The sequence below is a fragment of the Flavobacterium pygoscelis genome, from assembly GCF_023162025.1.
GTDB classification, from domain to species: domain Bacteria; phylum Bacteroidota; class Bacteroidia; order Flavobacteriales; family Flavobacteriaceae; genus Flavobacterium; species Flavobacterium pygoscelis.
This window is the reverse complement of the sequence record NZ_JALNUB010000007.1, coordinates 51,939-71,794: the sequence shown is the minus strand read 5'-3', so window position 1 is coordinate 71,794 and position 19,856 is coordinate 51,939. Positions and strand designations below refer to the sequence as shown.

The window sequence follows — 19,856 nt, the reverse complement described above, 5'->3', positions numbered from 1 at the left end:
TAAAATGTTAAAAACTTTTATAGAAAGACCTGTCCTATCGACTGTAATCTCTATCTTAATAACCATTTTAGGGGTTTTAGGATTGATGGCATTACCAGTCGAACAATACCCTGAAATTGCACCGCCAACCGTTCAGGTTAGTGCCAATTATACCGGTGCCAATGCAGAAACCGTATTAAATAGTGTTGTAATTCCGCTAGAAGAAGAAATCAACGGTGTAGAAGGAATGACGTATATGACTTCCTCTGCTGCCAATGATGGTTCTGCTAAAATCTCTGTATATTTCGAATTAGGTGTAGATCCAGATATTGCGGCGGTAAACGTTCAAAATAGAGTATCGCGTGCTACTAGTAAACTTCCTCAAGCGGTGGTTCAAACTGGAGTTACAACGCTAAAAAGTCAAACGAGTGCTTTGATGTTCTTTGCTTTATATTCAAAAAACAAAGATTTTGATGAAACGTATATTCAGAATTATGCTAAAATTAATTTAGTTCCAAAATTACAACGTGTAAAAGGTGTTGGTCAAGTAAACGTTTTTGGATCCAAAGATTATTCGATGAGAATCTGGATTGATCCTGCAAAAATGGCTGCGTATAATGTTTCTCCAAAAGAAATTCAAGCCGCATTGCAAGAACAAAATGTTGAAGCTGCACCAGGGAAATTTGGTGAAAATGCCGAAGGTGTTTATGAATATGTAATTAAATATAAAGGAAGACTTTCTGAAATTGCAGATTACGAAAATATTGTTATTCGTTCTACAGGAAATGGAAATTTCTTGCACTTAAAAGATGTTGCCACTGTTGAATTAGGAGGTTTCAATTATGGAACTAAGAATATTGCAATGGGTAAACAAGGGGTTGCTGTAGGGGTTTTCCAAACCTCTGGTTCTAATGCGCAAGATATTATTACCGAAGTAATGAAAATCTTAGAAGATACAAAACCAGACTTCCCAAAAGGAGTTGATTACGTGATTCCATTAAACACAAAAACATTTCTTGATGCTTCAATTGACAAAGTATTAACCACTTTGCTCGAAGCTTTTATATTGGTATTTATTGTGGTATATATCTTCTTGCAAGATTTTCGTTCGACTTTAATTCCTGCAATTGCAGTTCCTGTAGCAATTGTTGGTACCTTTTTCTTCCTCCAAATATTTGGATTCTCGATCAATATGTTGACTTTATTTGCTATGATTCTAGCCATTGGAATTGTCGTCGATGATGCCATTGTCGTCGTCGAGGCAGTGCATGCTAAACTGGATGAAGGAGCAAAATCAGGAAAAGAAGCGACTATCTCAGCAATGAGCGAAATTACAGGAGCTATTATTTCGATCACAATGGTAATGGCGGCAGTATTTATTCCTGTGTCTTTCTTGAGTGGTCCATCAGGTGTTTTTTACCAACAGTTTGCGATTACTTTGGCAATTGCAATTTTGATTTCAGCAGTTAATGCTTTGACTTTAAGTCCTGCATTATGTGCTTTATTCTTAAAACCTCACAAAGATTCTGATCATCACGATGCCAATTTTAAAGATCGTTTTTTCATTGCTTTCAATTCTAGTTTTGATAGAATGAATAACAAATATGTGAAATCATTAGGATTTTTGGCAAGAAAAAAATGGATTACGGTTATTGGTTTAGTTGTTTTCTCAGGAATTACATTCCTTTTATTCCAAACGACACCTTCAGGATTTATTCCTAATGAAGACCGTGGAATAATCATGGCCGATTTAACATTGCCTCCAGGAACAACATTAGAAAAAACTGAAAAAGCAGTTAAAGAATTAGACACCATTTTAGGTTCAATGGATATTATTGAATCTAGAATGAGCGTTGTAGGTTTCAGTTTACTGAACAGTGTAAATGGGGGTTCTTATGCTTTTACAATCATTAAATTAAAAGATTGGAAACACCGTAAAGAAGCCAATCAATCCGTTGATGCTGTTGTAAAAGAATTATTTGGAAAAACAGCCCATTTTAAAGATGCAAGAGCTTTATTTTTCACACCACCAAGTGTTCAAGGTTTTGGTTCAGCCGATGGTTTCGAATTAAAAATTCAAGATAAAGGCGATGATGACTGGGCTACAGTAAGCAAAGTGAGCAATGAGTTTTTAGGCGAATTAATGAAAAGACCTGAAATTCAATATGCTCAAACCAATTTTAATGCATCGTTTCCGCAATTCCAAATGGATATTAATGTCGAAAGAGCGAAAGATGCTGGAGTATCAGTTTCTGATATTTTCAACACGATGCAAGGCTATTATGGAGGATTGTACACTACTGATTTTAATAAATTTGGTAAGCAATACCGCGTGATGATTCAGGCTAAACCGTCTGATAGAGCTAACGAAGCTTCGATAAACAACATTTATGTAAAGAATGCTGCAGGTCAACAAGTGGCGATCAGTCAGTTTATAAATCTAAAAAGAATTTATGGTCCTGAAGCAGTGGCCCGTTTCAATATGTTGAAAGCAGTAAATGTAAACGGAAAAGCAAAACCAGGTTATAGTTCTGGTGATGCAATCAAAGCAATTCAAGAAGTTGCGGCGCAGCATTTACCTAAAACGTATAGTTATGAATTTTCTGGGATGACTCGTGAAGAAATTCTAGCAGGAAATCAAGCAATTGGCGTGTTCTTACTAAGTTTGATATTTGTTTATTTCTTATTAAGTGCACAGTACGAAAGTTATTTAGTTCCATTATCTGTACTACTTTCATTACCTGTTGGTATTGCTGGAGCGATTGCTTTTGTGAAATTTGCAGGATTGGAAAACAACATTTATTTTCAAGTTGCACTGATAATGCTTATAGGACTATTAGCGAAAAATGCCATTTTGATAGTCGAATTTGCCATACAAAGACGCCGACACGGAATGGATTTAGCGCAAGCTGCCATCGAAGGTGCAAAAGCACGTTTACGTCCTATTTTAATGACTTCTCTAGCTTTTATCTTCGGATTATTGCCATTGGCTTTTGCTTCTGGAGTTGGTGCCGTAGGTAACCGTTCGATTGGTATGGGAGCTGTAGGTGGAATGTTAGTTGGAACCATTTTAGGTGTATTTGTAGTTCCTATTTTGTTCATCATATTCCAAAGCTTACAAGAAAAAATTTCAGGAAAACCTGTTGTGACTACCGAATCTGATACTATACTTTTAAACGAAGAAAATGAAAAATAAGTTCCATAAAATAGGACTTGTTGTTCTAACAGCAACAATAATGCAATCGTGTTTTGTTGCCAAAGACTACAAGCGTTCAGAATTAAAAACAGAAAATTTATACCGTAACGAAGTCGTTTCTAATGATACTTTATCATTTGCCAATGTGGCTTGGGATAAAGTGTTTACGGATCCGCTTTTGCAAGGATATATACAAAAAGGATTAGTTAATAACTTAGATGTCAAAATCGCAATTCAAAACATTGTAGCTGCCGAAGCTACTATGAAACAAGGAAAAGCAGGGTACTTCCCTACTCTTTCCGCAGGAGCTGATTGGACACATCAAGAACTTTCCAAAAACAGTCAGTTTGGTGCTTTATTGCAGAACCGAAGCACGGACCAATATCAATTAACAGGAAATCTTTCTTGGGAAGCAGATATTTGGGGTAAAATAAGAAGTAACAAACGTGCTGCAAATGCAAGTTTTCTTCAAACAACTGCGGTAAAACAAGCTGTAAAAACGCAATTAATAGCTAACATTGCCGCTACTTATTACCAATTGCTTTCTGTTGATGCTCAAATCGAATTAGCAGAGAAAACTTTGATTAATAGAAACCAAAGTATCGAAGCTATTGTTGCATTAAAGGATGCTGGTAATGTGACTGAAGTTGGCGTAAAACAAACAGAAGCGCAGAAATATGCCACTGAAATTATTATCGCTGATTTAAAAAACAGTATTATTATTTTAGAAAATAGCATGAGCATTCTTTTAGGCGAAAGTGGATCTAAAATTGAAAGAAGCACTTTTGAAAATCAATTAATGCAACCAACTATTACGCTAGGAGTTCCAGCAACTTTATTAAGAAATAGGCCGGATGTTATCGCTGCAGAGTACAATTTGATTTCTAATTTTGAGCAAACTAATATTGCTAAAAGTAATTTTTATCCAACGTTAAAAGTGACTGCTTCAGGTGGATTGCAAAGTATAGATTTGAAAGAATGGTTTAGTGCAAATTCACTTTTTGCGAATGTAATTACGGGTTTGACTCAACCAATTTTTAACCAGAGACAAATTAAAACTAAGTTCGAAATTGCTAAAGCCAATCAGGAAAAAGCTTATATTCAATTTGAACAATCGTTGTTAATAGCTGGAAAAGAAGTTTCGGATGCGTTAGCACAATATAATAATGAGACTTATAAATTGACCGTTAGAGAAAAGCAAGTAGAGGCATTAAACAAAGCCACTGGTTTTTCTGATGAATTGTTAACTTATGGTTTAGCCAATTATTTAGAAGTATTGACTGTAAAAGACAATGCGCTGAATGCTGAATTGAGTTTGATAGACAATAAATACCAACAATATAAAGCCATAATTCAACTGTATAGAGCTCTTGGCGGTGGTTGGCAATAAACTACTTTTTAATATTATTAATTCAAAAATTAGAAACCACTACTTTCAAAAAGTAGTGGTTTTTTTTATGTTGCAGTTTTTTTAAAAAAGCAAGATTAGTTATTTGAGATAATAAAACTGCAAGTACCGAAGTGTATGAAATCAAATTTTACAAAATTAAAAGTGGTTCCAAAATGATGGTGAACAATTAGAAATCCCTAAAAAATTATAATAATATTAGCAGATAGAAGCTACAAAAAAATGTAATTTGGCACTTTGATTTAGTACATTACAACACTTGTTAGACAACTTATGGATAAAATAAAAATACTTTGGGTAGATGATGAAATCGACCTTTTAAAACCACATATATTATTTCTAGAAAAGAAAAATTACGAAGTAACTACTTGTAATAACGGTCTTGATGCGATTACAATTTTTGAAGAAGACAACTTCGATGTTGTTTTTCTTGATGAAAATATGCCTGGAATGAGCGGTTTAGAAACCCTATCAGAGATGAAGGAGAAAAAATCTTCTATACCAATGATAATGATTACCAAAAGTGAGGAAGAATATATTATGGAAGAAGCCATAGGTTCTAAAATTGCTGATTATCTAATCAAACCCGTAAATCCAAATCAGATTTTGCTGAGTTTAAAGAAAAACTTAGACCACTCGAAATTGATTTCTCAAAAAACAACTTTAGATTACCAGAAAGAATTTAGAAAAATCACCATGGAAATGGCGCAAGTCAACTCCTATGAAGATTGGGTTGAAATGTACAAAAAATTGATTTTTTGGGAGTTGGAATTAGAGAATATAGACGATCATGGCATGATTGAAATTCTAGAATCACAAAAAGCAGAAGCCAATTCGCAATTTGGTAAATTTATCGAACGCAATTATGAAGATTGGTTTGCTCCAAAAGCAGATAAACCCATTCAATCGCATACTTTATTCAAAGAATTGGTTGTTCCTGAACTTAAGAAAAAAGACAAACCTATTTTATTTGTCGTAATTGATAATTTAAGATACGATCAATGGAAGACTTTTGAAAGTGTAGTTGCTAATTATTACAAACTCGAAAAAGAAGTTCCCTACTACTCTATTTTACCAACCGCTACACAATATGCTAGAAATGCTATTTTCTCTGGACTATTGCCGATAGATATGGAGAAACAGTTTCCTCAATATTGGAAAAATGATCCGGAAGAAGGTGGAAAAAACTTATATGAAGCAGAATTTTTATCAGCACAATTAAAACGATTAGGATTAAATATCAAGGAAGATTATTTTAAAATAACCAATCTTGCCGGTGGTAAAAAACTTGTAGAAGGTTTTAAAGCTTTAAAAAACAATGATCTTGTTACCGTTGTTTATAATTTTGTCGATATGCTTTCTCATGCCAAAACCGAAATGGATGTAGTCAAAGAATTAGCCTCTGATGATAAGGCTTATCGCTCTCTAACGTTAAGCTGGTTTAAGAATTCGCCTTTGTTAGAAATCATTCAACAAGCTCAAAAATTAGGATTTAAATTAATTTTAACCACAGATCACGGTACTATAAATGTAAAAAATCCATCAAAAGTAATAGGAGATAAAAACACCAGTTTAAACTTACGTTATAAAACCGGTCGAAGTCTTACTTATGAATACAAAGATGTTTATGCCGTAAAAGAACCAAAAAATATTGGTTTGCCAGCCATAAATATGAGCAGTTCCTATATTTTTGCAAAAAATGATTTGTTTTTAGCTTATGTTAATAATTACAATCATTATGTAAGTTATTATAAAAACACCTACCAACATGGAGGAATTTCATTAGAGGAAATGATTATTCCTTGCTTGATTTTTAGTCCAAAATAAATAGAAATAGTAAATCTCCTAAATTGAATTTTCATTAGGTTGATAAAGATTTTAGGAGATTTAATTTTATTTTTGCAACAGGAAATATTGAAATAATACAACTATGGAAATTCAATTTGTAATAGATCAACTAGAAGAGGTTGCTCAAAAAATAATTAGTGCTAATCCCAATAAAGTAATCCTTTTTCATGGAGAAATGGGCGTTGGAAAAACAACTTTAATCAAACAATTATGTAAAGTTCTAGGCGTTAAATCTGCAACTAGTAGTCCAACCTTTTCTTTAGTTAATGAATATGAAGCTACAAATAATCAATTAGTTTATCATTTTGATTTTTATAGACTCAATCAAGAAACAGAAGCTTTGGATATGGGAATTGATGATTATCTGTATTCTGGAAATTGGTGCTTTATCGAATGGGCAGAAAAGATTCCAAATTTAATTCCTGAAGCACACTCTACGATCTCGATTTCTATACTTGATGATGGAAAACGCTCTCTAACTTTAAATTAGTAAATTCTATTATGAATTCTGAAAATAATTTAGAAATTATCCCTTTTACTATAGAAGAAAAAGACGCTATCAAAACCCTTAATTTAGAATGGCTGAATAAATATTTTAAAGTAGAACCCAATGATGAAATTGTGTTATCAAACCCAAAAGCTGAAATAATTGATAAAGGAGGCTTTATATTTTATGCCAAATACAAGAACCAAATTATAGGAACTGTTTCTTTATTAAAGGTTACCAACGATTGTTTCGAATTAAGTAAAATGGCAATTACAGAGAAAATTCATGGATTGGGTATTGGAAAAAAACTTATCGAATATTGTTTGACTTATGCCAAGGAAAATAACATATCCAAACTAATTTTATATTCAAATAGACGCTTAATACCCGCTATTCATTTGTATAAAAAATATGGTTTTGAAGAAATAGAATTAGAACATGGTATTTATGAAAGAGCGGATATCAAAATGCAGAAAATAATTTTTTAATTTTTGATGTTTTACAAATTCACGCTTCCATCAAAACTATTGTATTCTTATATAAAACTTTTACGTAAATTGTACCTCTAATATAACGAGCTAATGCCAATTACCAACACACCTTTTACCAAACAGCAGCTTTTGCCTCAAGAAGAAAAACTTGAAGTGGCGAGACAAAAAAGCGAACTTTTTATTGGTATTCCAAAAGAAACCTGCCATCAAGAACGTCGCATTTGTTTAACACCCGATGCTGTAAATTCACTTACCTATCACGGGCATCGTGTAATGATTGAATCTGGTGCAGGACTAAGCTCTAGTTATACTGATAAAGAATATTCTGATGCAGGGGCAGAAATCATGAACGACACTAAAAAAGTTTTTAGTTGCCCAATGATTCTTAAAGTCGAACCAGCAACAACTGCAGAAATAGCCATGATGAATCCTCAAACGATTTTAATCTCTGCTATTCAGTTAAAGACTCGGAAGAAAAAATATTTTGAAGCCTTAACAAAAAAGAAAATTACCGCATTAGCATTTGAATATATTAAAGATGAAGATGGCACGTATCCTGCCGTTAAATCCTTAAGCGAAATAGCAGGAACAGCCTCAATCCTTATTGCAGCTGAATTAATGATTACAAATGAGTTTGGAAAAGGATTGCTATTTGGCAATATTACCGGAGTTCCGCCTACAGATGTTGTAATTTTAGGAGCAGGAACCGTAGGAGAATTTGCCGCAAAAACAGCAATTGGTTTGGGTGCAACAGTAAAGGTTTTTGATAATTCTATTACCAAATTACGACGTCTTCAAAACAATTTAAACCAACGCATTTTTACATCTACCATACAACCGAAATCTTTATTAAAAGCACTTAGACGCTGTGATGTTGCCATTGGCGCGATGCGCGGTAAAGAAAGATGTCCTGTAATTGTAACCGAAACAATGGTAGAACACATGAAAAATGGTGCCGTAATTGTTGATGTTAGCATCGATACAGGTGGCTGTTTTGAGACTTCAGAAGTGACCTCGCATGAAAAACCGACTTTTGTCAAGAGTAATGTATTGCATTATTGTGTTCCCAACATCCCTTCTCGATATTCAAAAACGGCTTCGCTCTCCATCAGTAATATTATATCGCCGTACCTATTACAAATCGCTGATGATGGCGGAATTGAAACTGCCATACGTTTTGATAAAGGACTTAAAAATGGAGTGTACATGTACCATGGAATTCTAACAAATGCTGCCATTGGCGACTGGTTTGATTTGCCCAATAACGACATCAATTTAATTGTTTTTTAAGGAAACTTTCAGCTACCTTTGCCAAAAATATAATTCATGAAATTTATACATCGTTTTGCTTACTATTTAGTAGGTTTAGTAATTGGAGTGTTTTTTGTCTCTTTAGTTTTTAGCGGTAAAGATACCCGTTGTAATTATTTTCCAAACGCAAGAGTTCTAAATGATCTACGAAATAAGCCCTTTCATTATTCCGAAAAAGCATCTCAAATACTAGCTGAAAAATGGATTGATACTACCGATATTAAAAATACTTTGCAATTTGGCGATGTCGTTTTTGATGAAAGCAATGTTATCGTAAAAAAAGGAAAATTATACGTAATTGAAGGTAAAACAGTCAAAAACCAAGAAATTATTTTAAAGGTCATCAATTATGAAAATAAAGCGGTTTTAGATGATATAATCAAAAAAGAAAAAGAGTAAATATAATGATTTAGTTCTAATTTGGACGTGCCACCATAAAAAACAAGGGCTCCTTACATTGTTGTGAGGAGCCCTTATTTTTTATACTGTCGGGCTTTACGCGCTACTTCGGTAGCTAGCTTCAATCCCTCACGCAATCTAGAATAAAATAGATACGTCTACTTTCTAATATTACTATTCCGTAATCCAGTTAATGGTTTCTTTACCATTTTGCTTTAAATAAGCATTCGTTTTACTAAAATGTTTATTCCCAAACCACTTTCCTTGATTAGCGCTCATCGGCGACGGATGTCCAGACTCTAAAACTAAATGCTTGTTTCTATCTATCTTAAGTCCTTTTTTATGCGCAAAAGCGCCCCAAAGTAAGAACACTACATTTTCTTTTTTCGAAGAAATATGATCGATAACAGCATCAGTAAAAAGATTCCATTTTAAATGTTTGTGACTATTTGGAGTGTCTTTTCTTACCGTCAACGAAGCGTTCAAAAGCAAAATTCCTTGCTTCGCCCAATCTTCTAAATTGCCTGAAGTAGGCAAAAAAATCGTTCCCAAATCATCACTCAGTTCCCGATTAATATTTCTCAGAGAAGGCGGAATACGAACAGTATCATTTACTGAAAAGCACAAACCATTTGCTTCGCCATTTCCATGATAGGGGTCTTGACCAATAATAACCACTTTTAAATCTTTAAAACTACAATAATCAAAAGCCGAAAAAATTAATTCTTTTGGCGGAAAACAAATATTTGTCTTGTATTCTTCAGCCACACTTTCCATTAAGTCAGCAAAGTAAGGCTTCTGTATTTCGTTTGACAAAATAGTTTGCCATTCTGGATTAAGATTCGTTTGCATAAATAATTGTTATGTTACAAAGATACACAGAGTAATGGCTGAGAAGTAATAAGAGAAGATAATATTTCACTTAAAAAAACCACAATAAACATTCTTTAATTCTTTGTGAATGACTGTTAATTAGTCTTAACTATTAACTATTTTTGTGTCGAAAAGAATTTTATAGATAAATGATATCCATCACCGAAAAGACATTACAAGATTTACAATTCCCAACCGTTCTAGAAACGATTTCGGCAATTTGTAATACCGATATAGGAAAACAAAAAGCACTTGAAATAACTCCTTTTAAAGACAAGGAAACTTTGATGAAGGCCTTAATGCAAACATCAGAATATGTGTCTTCTTTCCAAAACAACAATGCCATTCCAAATCATGGTTTTGATGCAATTACGCATGAAATAAGATTTCTTGCCATTGAAGATAGTTTTCTTGAAGTAGGAAGTTTTAGAAAAATAGCAACAATATCCTCTACCGTTAATTTTTTATTGAGTTATTTTAAAAAATTTGAAGACTATTATCCTAATTTAAATTTACGGGCTTTACAAGTCGAATTTACAAAGGATATTATTACCATGACCGATGAAATCGTTGATAAATATGGTGAAATAAAAGACAACGCTTCACCCGATTTATTAAATATTCGCAGGAATATGAATACGGTTCGCGGTAAAGTAAATCAGAGTTTTGGTACGGCACTTACCCAATACAATGCCCTTGGATATTTAGATGATATTAAAGAAAGCTTTGTTCAAAATCGCAGAGTTTTAGCAGTTTTGTCTATGTATCGCCGCAAAGTAAAAGGATCAATTTTAGGAAGTTCTAAAACAGGAAGTATTGCGTATATCGAACCCGAAGCAACACTAAATTATTCGAGAGAACTGAGCAACTTAGAATACGAAGAAAAAGAAGAAATTACTAGAATCCTAAAGCAATTAACGAACCAAATTCGACCTTTTTTACAGTTGCTGATTGACTATCAAGATTTTTTGAGTGACATTGATGTAATTGCTGCGAAAGCTAAATATGCAAATCGCATTAATGGAATCCTGCCCAACATCACCGATAATAGACGTTTGTATTTCAGAGAAGCCTTCCATCCTATTTTGTATTTGAATAACAAACAAAAAAACGAAATTACCCATCCGCAAACTATTGAATTGGCTCAGGAAAATAGAATCATAGTTATTTCTGGACCTAATGCTGGTGGAAAAACGATATCGCTAAAAACGGTTGGATTGCTGCAATTGATGTTGCAATCGGGAATGCTAATTCCGGTTCACGAACGCAGTGAAACATTCTTGTTTGATAGAATATTAACAGATATTGGAGACAATCAATCTATTGAAAATCATTTAAGTACCTATAGTTATCGATTAAAGAACATGAACTACTTCTTAAAGAAGTGCAATAGAAAAACAATGTTCCTAATTGATGAATTTGGTACGGGTTCTGACCCAGAATTAGGAGGCGCATTAGCCGAAATTTTCTTAGAAGAGTTTTATCACAGAGAAGCTTTTGGGATTATAACGACCCATTATTCTAATCTAAAAATTTTAGCAAACGAATTGCCTTTTGCCACAAATGCCAACATGCTTTTTGATGAAAAGTCATTAGAACCGATGTACAAACTTGCATTAGGACAAGCGGGAAGCTCATTTACATTTGAAGTAGCTCTGAAAAACGGAATTCCTTTTGGCTTAATAAATCGCGCCAAAAAGAAGATAGAAGTAGGAAAAGTGCGTTTTGACAAAACCATTGCTACTTTACAAAAAGAGCGTTCTAAAATGGAAAAAACTTCGCAAACGCTAAAGGAAGAAGAAACAAAAGCACGTGAAGAAGGCAAGAAAATGGAAACTATTAATGTCAAAATCAAACAAAAACTGGAAAGTTATCAGGAGTTGTATGACAGCAACCAAAAAACAATTTACATTGGTAATAAAATAGAAGATATAGCGGAGAAGTATTTTAATAACAAAAATAAAAAAGATCTCATCGCTGAATTTTTAAAAATTATCGAAATAGAAAATTCCAAAAGGAAAAAAGCAACTCCTAAAGAGGCCAAAGCTATTGTTGCCAAGAAAAAGGAAGTTATTGAGGAAGTGACTGTTCATGTAGAAGAAATTAGAAAAGAAAAAAAAGAAAAGAAACTTAAACCTGTCATTGAGAAAATTATACACATTTTAAAAGTTGGTGATCGAGTACGTATGCTAGATGGTAAAGCAGTTGGAAGTATTGAAACTATCGAGAAAAATAAAGCAAACGTAAATTACGGAATGTTTATGTCTAAAGTAAGTTTAGATGATTTAGAATTAGTTGAAGCGGTTAAAAAGTAATTTAAATTAGAAAGAAATTTAAATTGATGATATGTATTTATTTTAAATCAGAAACAATTTAAAATAAGATTTTTATTACGTATTTTATATTAATTTAGCTTTGAGATTTTAAACCAAATTATTTTATGAAAATTATAAATATTCTATTATTACTCTGTATTGGTATTACAAATGCACAAAACAACAAATTAGAGGAAGTTACAAATAATGCAAAGATTCTATTTTCTAAATTGAAAGAAAAAGAAAAAAATCCTCTATATATTGTAAATGGAATTACCATAGAGGATTACGCTGTGATTTCATCTATCAAACCTGAAGACATAGAAGGTATTGTAGTGCTTAAAAAACAATCCGAGATTCAAAAATATGGACAAAAAGGTGAAAATGGAATTGTAGAAATAACTCTTAAAAATTCTGATAATAAGAAACTTGAACAATTGATTAAAAAGAATAGCGCAATTAAATTTGAAAAAAATAATTATAAAATTATAATTTCTGGTTTGATTTCTGATAAAGATGTCAATCCCTTGGCAACTGTAGTGATTTCAAATCTTACCAAAAAGGAAGCTTACTATTCAGATAGTAATGGGAATTACTCAATAAGATCATCAAATGAAGACGTTTTGAATTTTTCTTTAACAGGTTATGAATCTCAACAAATTATTGTTAACAATCAAACAATTCAGAATGTAGTTTTAAAGAAAGTCAATACTAATTCTGAAATAATGATTAAGAAACCAGTTGTTTATCTTTATCCTACTGCAAAAACAGATATTACCTTTTCATTTAATTTTAATGGTATTTTATCAACTACTTTTCCAAAATATGAATCAAATTGGCAATTAACGGCTTATCCAGATGGAAAAATTTTCGATAAAAAAACAAATCGTTTTTATTCTTCTCTCTTTTGGGATGGTAAACAAACTTTTTCTGAGGAACATTATAAGTATAAAACTGGATTTACAGTTTCAAAAAAAGATTTGACAAATTTTTTAATAGAAAAATTGGAAATTTTAGGTTTGAATACTTACGAAACAAACGATTTTGTCCAGTATTGGTTGCCTATTTTAGAAAAAAATGAAACTAATTTTGTTCATTTTTACAGCAATTCAGATTATGATGTTTTTTCAACCAATGCTGTAAATCCAAAACCAGAAACTTCTATTAGGGTTTTTATGGAATTTTATGCTGTAGAAAATAAGACTGAGATTCCAGAACAAAAACTTGTAAAAACGCAGCGCAAGGGTTTTACTCTTGTAGAATGGGGCGGTGCTGATGTTACACAAGCGGTGCAAAATTTAAATTATAAATCAAATGCAAAACCTTCCTCAAAATAAAAAAATCATTCTCTTTGATGGCGTTTGCAATCTTTGTGACTCAGCGGTACAGTTTATTATTAAGCACGATAAGAAGGATGTATTTAGATTTGTATCACTGCAATCTGATACGGGAAAAGAAATAAGTAATTATCTCGGAATTAGTAGTGAAAAGTTAAGTAGCATTATATTATACCAACCAGGATATGCCTATTACCATAAATCACAAGCTGTTTTTGAAATTGCAAAAGAATTGGGTGGACTATTTTCTATAATCCCAATATTTTCTTTTTTACCCACATCACTTACTGATTCTTTATACGATTATGTTGCAAAAAATCGTTATAAATTGTATGGAAAAAAAGAGGCTTGTATGATTCCAACTCCATCGTTAAAGTCAAAATTTTTGTAATAAATGAATTTATGATAAATATCATTACTTTTATATTTTAAGTAGTATATATTTGACCAATCTTTAAATTCACTTACACATGAAAGACACTTCACTTTTTACTTGGGATAACGGAACATTTATAATGATTGTCGTATTTGGTTTAGTTATAGTAGGACTGGTTGCGGCAGTTTTAATTATGATGAATTCTGACAAAAAAAAATAACAGCATAAAAAAAGAGGATGCCTATTAAGACATCCTCTTTGCTGTTCGAAAATGATTGAATTTTAGCTTCTAATCAATTTTCTATATTTCAATCGTTTTGGAGTTAAATCACCACCAAGACGTTTTTTCTTATTCTCTTCATATTCAGAGAAACCACCTTCAAAACAATACACTTCAGAGTTTCCTTCAAAAGCTAAAATATGAGTACATATTCTATCTAAGAACCATCTGTCGTGAGAAATAACTACTGCACAACCAGCAAAACTCTCTAAACCTTCTTCTAATGCACGAAGCGTATTAATATCCAAGTCATTCGTAGGCTCATCTAGTAACAATACGTTTCCTTCCTCTTTTAAAGTCATGGCAAGATGCAAACGGTTGCGTTCTCCACCAGATAACATAGAGACTTTCTTGTTTTGTTCTCCACCACCAAAATTAAAACGAGATAAATATGCTCTAGAATTCACTTGTTTGCCTCCCATCATAATCAATTCCTGACCATCTGCAAAATTCTCCCAAATTGATTTGTCAGGATTAATGTTAGAGTGCGCTTGATCTACATAAGCAATTTTCACTGTATCACCAATCAAGAATTCACCAGAATCTGGTTTTTCTTCACCCATAATCATTTTGAAAATAGTCGATTTACCAGCACCATTTGGTCCAATAATTCCAACAATTCCAGCCTGTGGTAAAGTAAAATTCAAATTATCATATAATAATTTTTCACCAAAACCTTTAGCAACATTTTTAGCTTCAATTACATTTGTTCCTAAACGTGGACCATTTGGAATGTAAATCTCAAGATTTTCATCCAATTGTTTTTGATCTTCGTTTAGTAATTTATCGTAGTTCTGTAAACGCGCTTTTTGTTTGATTTGACGTCCTTTAGCTCCTTGGCGTACCCAATCCAACTCGCGTTCCAAATTTTTTCTACGTTTTGAAGCTACTTTTTCTTCAAGCGCCATTCTGCTCGATTTTTGGTCTAACCAAGAGCTATAATTCCCTTTCCACGGAATTCCTTCACCTCTGTCTAACTCTAAAATCCAACCAGCAACATTATCCAAGAAGTATCTATCGTGCGTTACAGCGATTACAGTTCCCGCATATTGTGCTAAGTGTTGCTCTAACCAAAGTACACTTTCTGCATCCAAGTGATTCGTAGGCTCATCTAAAAGCAATACATCAGGTTGTTGCAATAACAAACGACATAAAGCGACACGACGGCGCTCACCACCTGATAAATTTTTAATTGGAGTATCACCTTCTGGAGTACGTAACGCATCCATAGCAATTTCTAATTTAGTATCGATTTCCCAAGCTCCTAATGCATCAATTTTATCTTGCAAAAGTGCCTGACGATCCATCAACTGCTCCATTTTATCAGCATCTTCATACACTTCTGGCAAACCAAAACTGTCATTTATTTTGTTGAACTCATCCAGAACTGCCATAGTTTCAGCAACTCCTTCACGTACAATCTCTATAACCGTTTTAGTATCATCTAAAATTGGCTCTTGCTCTAAATATCCTACTGTATATCCTGGTGCAAAAACAACATCACCTTGATAATTTTTGTCAACACCAGCAATAATTTTTAGTAAAGAAGATTTTCCAGAACCATTTAAACCTAAAATACCAATCTTAGCTCCATAAAAGAAACTCAAGTAGATGTTTTTTAGTACAGGTTTATCTGCACCTTGATAGGTTTTACTCAATTTTGACATTGAGAATATCACTTTTTTATCGTCTGCCATAATTCTTATTTAAAGTTTTTTTTGTTTATTTTTAAAGTTACCTCAATTTAGACAAGGAAACAAATCTGTACTAAAGTCTTCCTTTAAGAGAACTAAAAACCCAAGCATTAGCTAAAAAGCCAACTCCTACGGCCACAAATCCCCATCCAGAAACTTCCCTGTAGCGAAAAGCTCCTAAACCAATTAATAGTAATCCCATTAAAATCATTATTAAGGTTGCCCAACCTAATATCGTATTCTTATTCATTCCCATAAATGTGGTATTTTAATTTTATCCAAATTTCGATACTTCGAAACGGATTTGCAAATATCGGTAATTTTTACCCTTTAATTAAATATTTTATAAAGCATTTCTCTTAATAAATCAGATTGAGACAATGCGTTAGCACCTACTCCTTTACTCTTTATGTCGATATCTCTCAATGCAGTTACAATCTGGCTAACTTTTTTCATTGGATAATTCTTTAAAGCCACATCATATTCTTTTAAAAAAAAGGGATTAACACCAATTACAGCCGCTACATTCTTGGGATTTCGATCTTTTAATCCATGGTACTTTAGCAGTTGAATAAAAAATCCAAAAACTAAACTGGTTGTGACTACCAATGGATTATCTTTTGGATTTTGAGCAAAATTTTCAGCTATGGTATACGCTTTTAGTTGGTTTTTTTCTCCTAAAGCTTTGCGTAATTCAAAAACATTAAAATCCTTACTAAAGCCAATGTTCTCTTCTATATCCTTTGGAGAAATAGTACTTCCGACTGGCAAAATAATTTGTAGTTTTTGAAGTTCATTATTTATTTTACTTAAATCTGTTCCTAAGAACTCTACTAACATTGCAGTTGCTTTAGGCTCAATGGCGTATTTTTTGCTTGACAAAACACGTTTGATCCAATCTCCTACTTGATTTTCATAGAGCTTTTTACTTTCAAAAACAACACCTGTTTTGGCTAAAACCTTAGTTAATTTTTTTCTCTTATCTAAGGTCTTATATTTGTAGCAAAATACTAAAACTGTTGATGCCATAGGATTTTCGGCATAAGCTTCTAGCTTGTCAATAGTTCTAATTAAATCCTGCGCTTCTTTGACAATTACTACTTGTCTCTCGGCCATCATTGGATAGCGTTTGGCTGTCGAAATAATATCTTCTATTGATACATCTCGTCCGTACAAAACAGTTTGATTAAAGCCTTTTTCTTCTTCAGTAAGTACTTTTTCCTCGATATAATCAGATAATTTATCAATATAATAGGGCTCTTCTCCCATTAAGAAATAAATGGGCTTGATGTTCCCACTTTTTATATCATTTACAATTTTTAGTACTTCATCCATTTTTTTTGCTTTCAATTTCCAATTTTCATCTGCTTTGAACCTTGGCAAAGATTAAACTTTAATCTTTAAATCTTATTTTATACTTTTGCTTAATGCAGCAGTTAAATTTTTCCAGTTATAAATTTCGTTTCAAAAATAGCGAAAATAAAGTGTCTATTTTTGATGAAATCAGGAAAAAATTTATCATACTCACTCCCGAAGAATGGGTACGTCAGCATGTAATCCAATTTTTATTGGAGGAGAAAAAATATCCAAAATCGCTCATCAATGTCGAGAAGGTTTTAAAGGTCAATGGCTTACGCAAAAGATACGATGTTGTGGTTTTTAATTCTGATGGTTCTATTTTCATTTTAATTGAATGTAAAGCGCCAGAAATTAAAATTGCTCAGGCTACTTTTGACCAAATTGCTCGCTATAACATGACAATGAAAGCTCAGTTTTTGATGGTGACTAACGGATTGAATCATTACTTTTGTCAAATGGATTTTGAAAATGAAAAATATCAGTTTCTTACTGAATTACCAATTTATCAAATCCAATAATCAAATTTTGAAATGAAAATAGCAGTTGTTATACTAAATTGGAATGGAATGTTGTTGCTGGAAAAATTTCTTCCATCCATAGTTGAATATTCTCCTGAAGCAACAATATACGTGGTTGACAATGCCTCTACTGATGATTCTAATTCTTATGTAAAAGCTTTTTATCCCTCGATTAAAATTGTAAAAAACGAAAGCAACTTAGGCTTTGCCAGTGGTTATAATGAAGCATTAAAATGTATTGATGCAGATGTTTATGCTTTAGTAAACTCTGATATTGAAGTAACTAAAAACTGGCTTGATCCCATTATTAAAACTTTTGAAGCCGAATTGAATACGGCTATAATTCAGCCTAAAATTCTTGATTATAAAAGTAAAGAATATTTTGAATATGCAGGAGCAGCAGGTGGTTTTATTGATCAATATGGATATCCTTTTTGCCGTGGTAGAATTTTTGATACTTTAGAAAAAGACAACGGACAATACGATGACAATTGTGAGATTTTCTGGGCTTCTGGAGCCTGTTTTTTTATTAGAAGTCAAGTTTATAAAAAATTAAATGGTTTTGATGGTGAGTTTTTTGCACATCAAGAAGAAATAGATTTATGCTGGCGTGCTATAAATGAAGGGTATAAAATAAAATACAATTCAGAATCTGTCGTTTATCACGTTGGAGGTGCTACATTACAACAAGGAAACCCGATGAAGACTTTTTTGAACTTTAGGAATTCCTTACTAATGCTGACAAAAAACCTTCCAAAAGAGAAATTATATACCATTTTATTAGTACGTATGCTGTTAGACGGAGTTGCAGGCTTGCAATTTTTATGCAAAGGAAAACCAAAACATTTATGGGCAATACTAAAAGCGCATTGGTCTTTTTATGGTTTTTTTGCTGTCTATTATAAAAAAAGAAATAATTTTCAACAACAGCAATACTATAAAGTGAAAAGTATCGTTTACTCTTATTACATTAGGAAAGTTATTTCATTTAACGATTTATTTAGAATTAAATAGAATATAAAAAAGTAACTTTGTAATTAACACTATAAACTAAATTTATGAAAAAAATCGTAATCGCCTTATCAGTTATGGCTCTTTTAACTTCGTGTGTTTCCAAGAAGAAATATACTGATTTAGAAGCTAGAAATAAAGAAACTCAAGACTTACTTAATACAGCTACTGTAAAATTAAATTCTTGCTTAGAAGAAAAAGCAGGTCTTGCAGCTAGAGTTGATGGATTGAAAGAACAAAATCAAACCTTAATTAGTACTTCTAAAGATATGACTATCTTAACTACTAAAGGTGCTGAAAATATTGAAAAAGCTTTAGAATCTATCAAAGAGAAAGATTTAAAAATTAGTAGAATGCAAGACGCATTAACTAAAAAAGATAGTGTTACTCTTGCCTTAGTTACAAGTTTAAAAAGCTCAGTAGGTATTTCGGATCCAGATATCGAAATTAATGTTGAAAAAGGAGTTGTTTTTATCTCAATTGCTGACAAATTACTTTTTAAAACAGGAAGTTATGATGTAACAGATAAAGCAAAAGCTGTTTTAGCAAAAGTTGCAAAAGTAGTAAATGACAAACCTGATTTTGAATGTATGGTTGAAGGACATACGGATAATGTTCCTTACAATGGATCAGGAATTTTATTAGACAACTGGGATTTAAGTGTAAAACGTTCTACTTCTATTATTCGTGTATTAACGAATCAATTAGGTGTTAAACCAGAACAATTAATTGCAGCTGGAAGAAGTTCTTACATTCCTTTAGTATCTAATGACACTGCAGAAAACAGAGCACGTAACAGAAGAACTCGTATTGTTGTATTACCTAAAATCGATCAATTTTACGATATGATTGAAAAAGAAATGAAAAAACAACAAAAATAATCTTCGGATATAGATAAAAAAACGCCTCATATTTGAGGCGTTTTTTTTTATCTATGAATTTTATCCTTTTTGGTTAAGAAAATATATGACTCT

At 32.4% G+C, this 19,856-nt stretch carries 18 protein-coding genes; 14 read left to right on the top strand and 4 right to left on the bottom strand.

Translation table 11 applies throughout. The features are described 5' to 3' along the window. The first annotated feature begins 4 nt into the window (after positions 1–4). The 7 genes from MW871_RS12035 (at position 5) to MW871_RS12005 (ending at position 9,119) form a co-directional block, all read left to right on the top strand. Positions 5–3,175 (top strand): efflux RND transporter permease subunit, encoded by a 3,171-nt coding sequence (locus MW871_RS12035; protein WP_248428768.1) that lies wholly within the window; start codon positions 5–7, stop codon positions 3,173–3,175. Then, entirely contained in the window at positions 3,165–4,565 is a 1,401-nt protein-coding gene (locus tag MW871_RS12030) for an efflux transporter outer membrane subunit (protein WP_248428767.1), read from the top strand. The genes MW871_RS12035 and MW871_RS12030 overlap by 11 nt, the downstream gene beginning before the upstream one ends. Before the next feature lie 291 nt (positions 4,566–4,856). Continuing rightward, on the top strand, positions 4,857–6,410 hold the full coding sequence (gene porX, locus MW871_RS12025) for a T9SS response regulator signal transducer PorX (protein WP_188051024.1): 1,554 nt from the start codon (positions 4,857–4,859) through the stop codon (positions 6,408–6,410). 103 nt (positions 6,411–6,513) lie between these two features. After that, positions 6,514–6,921 carry a tRNA (adenosine(37)-N6)-threonylcarbamoyltransferase complex ATPase subunit type 1 TsaE gene (gene tsaE, locus MW871_RS12020; RefSeq protein WP_248428766.1) on the top strand — a complete coding sequence of 136 codons (408 nt, stop codon included), beginning with the start codon at positions 6,514–6,516 and terminating at the stop codon, positions 6,919–6,921. An 11-nt stretch (positions 6,922–6,932) separates the two neighbouring features. Next, a complete protein-coding gene (locus MW871_RS12015; RefSeq protein ID WP_248428765.1) occupies positions 6,933–7,406 on the top strand; it encodes a GNAT family N-acetyltransferase in 474 nt (157 codons plus the stop codon). Between the two features lie 93 nt (positions 7,407–7,499). After that, on the top strand, positions 7,500–8,699 hold the full coding sequence (locus MW871_RS12010; protein WP_248428764.1) for an alanine dehydrogenase: 1,200 nt from the start codon (positions 7,500–7,502) through the stop codon (positions 8,697–8,699). Between the two features lie 36 nt (positions 8,700–8,735). Continuing rightward, a complete protein-coding gene (locus MW871_RS12005; RefSeq protein WP_188051028.1) occupies positions 8,736–9,119 on the top strand; it encodes a DUF4258 domain-containing protein in 384 nt (127 codons plus the stop codon). A gap of 174 nt (positions 9,120–9,293) precedes the next feature. Here MW871_RS12005 and MW871_RS12000 read toward each other — a convergent pair whose 3' ends face one another. Next, positions 9,294–9,971, bottom strand: coding sequence for a uracil-DNA glycosylase (locus tag MW871_RS12000; RefSeq protein ID WP_248428763.1), 678 nt, complete (start codon positions 9,969–9,971; stop codon positions 9,294–9,296). A gap of 170 nt (positions 9,972–10,141) precedes the next feature. On the opposite strand from MW871_RS12000, the gene MW871_RS11995 reads away from it, so the two are divergent. The 4 genes from MW871_RS11995 to MW871_RS16340 all read left to right on the top strand — a co-directional run bounded on the left by MW871_RS11995 (position 10,142) and on the right by MW871_RS16340 (position 14,240). Then, positions 10,142–12,307, top strand: a complete 2,166-nt coding sequence (locus MW871_RS11995) for an endonuclease MutS2 (protein ID WP_248428762.1) — start codon at positions 10,142–10,144, stop codon at positions 12,305–12,307. Between the two features lie 125 nt (positions 12,308–12,432). After that, positions 12,433–13,644: a carboxypeptidase-like regulatory domain-containing protein gene (locus tag MW871_RS11990; RefSeq protein ID WP_248428761.1), complete on the top strand. Its 1,212-nt coding sequence runs from the start codon at positions 12,433–12,435 to the stop codon at positions 13,642–13,644. Then, entirely contained in the window at positions 13,622–14,035 is a 414-nt protein-coding gene (locus tag MW871_RS11985; protein WP_248428760.1) for a thiol-disulfide oxidoreductase DCC family protein, read from the top strand. The genes MW871_RS11990 and MW871_RS11985 overlap by 23 nt, the downstream gene beginning before the upstream one ends. 79 nt (positions 14,036–14,114) lie before the next feature. Further along, on the top strand, positions 14,115–14,240 hold the full coding sequence (locus MW871_RS16340; RefSeq protein ID WP_255462892.1) for a hypothetical protein: 126 nt from the start codon (positions 14,115–14,117) through the stop codon (positions 14,238–14,240). A gap of 62 nt (positions 14,241–14,302) precedes the next feature. Here the strand turns inward: MW871_RS16340 and ettA are convergent, their stop codons facing one another. The 3 genes from ettA to holA all read right to left on the bottom strand — a co-directional run bounded on the left by ettA (position 14,303) and on the right by holA (position 17,329). After that, positions 14,303–15,997, bottom strand: coding sequence for an energy-dependent translational throttle protein EttA (gene ettA, locus MW871_RS11980; RefSeq protein WP_248428759.1), 1,695 nt, complete (start codon positions 15,995–15,997; stop codon positions 14,303–14,305). Positions 15,998–16,067: 70 nt separating this feature from the next. Then, a complete protein-coding gene (locus tag MW871_RS11975) occupies positions 16,068–16,250 on the bottom strand; it encodes a CAL67264 family membrane protein (RefSeq protein WP_188051034.1) in 183 nt (60 codons plus the stop codon). A gap of 74 nt (positions 16,251–16,324) precedes the next feature. Continuing rightward, positions 16,325–17,329, bottom strand: a complete 1,005-nt coding sequence (gene holA, locus MW871_RS11970; RefSeq protein WP_210646582.1) for a DNA polymerase III subunit delta — start codon at positions 17,327–17,329, stop codon at positions 16,325–16,327. A gap of 92 nt (positions 17,330–17,421) precedes the next feature. Between holA and MW871_RS11965 the strand changes: the two genes are divergently transcribed. From MW871_RS11965 to MW871_RS11955, 3 genes are read left to right on the top strand one after another with little or no spacing between them, the layout of a single operon-like run. Further along, entirely contained in the window at positions 17,422–17,871 is a 450-nt protein-coding gene (locus MW871_RS11965; RefSeq protein WP_188051036.1) for a type I restriction enzyme HsdR N-terminal domain-containing protein, read from the top strand. 12 nt (positions 17,872–17,883) lie between these two features. After that, positions 17,884–18,885 (top strand): glycosyltransferase family 2 protein, encoded by a 1,002-nt coding sequence (locus MW871_RS11960; protein WP_248428758.1) that lies wholly within the window; start codon positions 17,884–17,886, stop codon positions 18,883–18,885. 44 nt (positions 18,886–18,929) lie between these two features. Beyond that, on the top strand, positions 18,930–19,763 hold the full coding sequence (locus MW871_RS11955) for an OmpA/MotB family protein (RefSeq protein ID WP_188051038.1): 834 nt from the start codon (positions 18,930–18,932) through the stop codon (positions 19,761–19,763). Positions 19,764–19,856 lie beyond the last annotated feature (93 nt).